This is a genomic window from Serratia sp. CoH_134_PS_4 (assembly GCF_058190535.1).
Window position 1 is genome coordinate 1 of sequence record NZ_JBXWKI010000040.1, and the last position, 1,081, is coordinate 1,081.

Genomic DNA, 1,081 nt, shown 5'->3' on the forward strand with positions numbered 1-1,081 from the left:
ACCCCTTCAATAGGTTTCCGCTCAGGAGGAATGGTCCACATGGCTTTCTTAAAGTCGATCTCAGACCACCTGGCAAAGCGTAGTTCACTGGAACGGATGAAGATAAGCAGAGTGAGTTTAGTTGCCAGTCGGGTGAGAGGTTGTCCTCTGTATGCATCCAGTCGTTCAAGAAGCTCTGAAATGCGATTTAAGGCGAGGGCAGGGCGGTGCTGGCGTTTCACCGTGGTTAATGCGCCAGCCATATCCACGGCAGGGTTATAGGTGATAATGCCTGACTGGGCAGCATAGCGCATGATTGCAGTGATACGCTGCTGAAGGCGCGCTGCAATTTCATAGATCTCTTTGGCTTCGGCAGCCTTTACTGGAACAAGTAAATCGGGAGTCCTGAGGGTGGTAATATCACGTGAGCCAATAAAGGGAAACACATGAGTTTCGAGGCTTTTCAGTATCTTCTCACTATGTGAGGCTGACCATTTTTTGTTGCTCTTATGCCACTGCCTTGCGATGCCTTCGAATGTCTGAGCTGTTTCAGGTACAGACTTTTTGATCCGTTTCTGTTCGCACGGGTCAGTTCCCTCAGCTATCAGCTTTCTCGCCGTATCGCGTTTTTCCCTTGCTTCTGATAACGAGACTTCAGGATAGACCCCCAGAGCGAGCGTTTTCTCTTTGCCCAGAAACCGGTAGCGGAGTCGCCAGTAGCGTGAGCCGTTAGGGTGAACGAGCAAAAACATGTTGCCACTGTCGGCAAGTTTATAAGGTTTTTCATCCGGTTTAGCTGCACGGATTTTTGCGTCAGTGAGCGCCATTGGCGGTATCTCCTGATAGTAAAAGGGGTATAAATTTTATCGAATCAGACTATACCCTCAGTTGTACCCTCGCAAGGGACTTGATGCGGGTTGAAGTTGATTGAGTTGGGTGGAGTTAAGGGATTGTAGAAGTGTTGGTTTTTGCGGGCTTAGAATGCAAAAACGGACCTCCGTAGAGGTCCGTTGATATGAATTTGGTGCCCGGACTCGGAATCGAACCAAGGACACGGGGATTTTCAATCCCCTGCTCTACCGACTGAGCTATCCGGGCAACG

At 49.6% G+C, this 1,081-nt stretch carries 1 protein-coding gene and 1 tRNA gene; both read right to left on the reverse strand.

The window, feature by feature from the left end; all coding sequences use genetic code 11:
- The coding region (locus tag AC2FCQ_RS24605; protein WP_490309167.1) for a tyrosine-type recombinase/integrase at positions 1 to 806 on the reverse strand (806 nt) is incomplete at its 3' end.
- Positions 807 to 1,001: 195 nt separating this feature from the next.
- Positions 1,002 to 1,077, reverse strand: a tRNA-Phe gene (locus AC2FCQ_RS24610).
- Between the last annotated feature and the right edge of the window lie 4 nt (positions 1,078 to 1,081).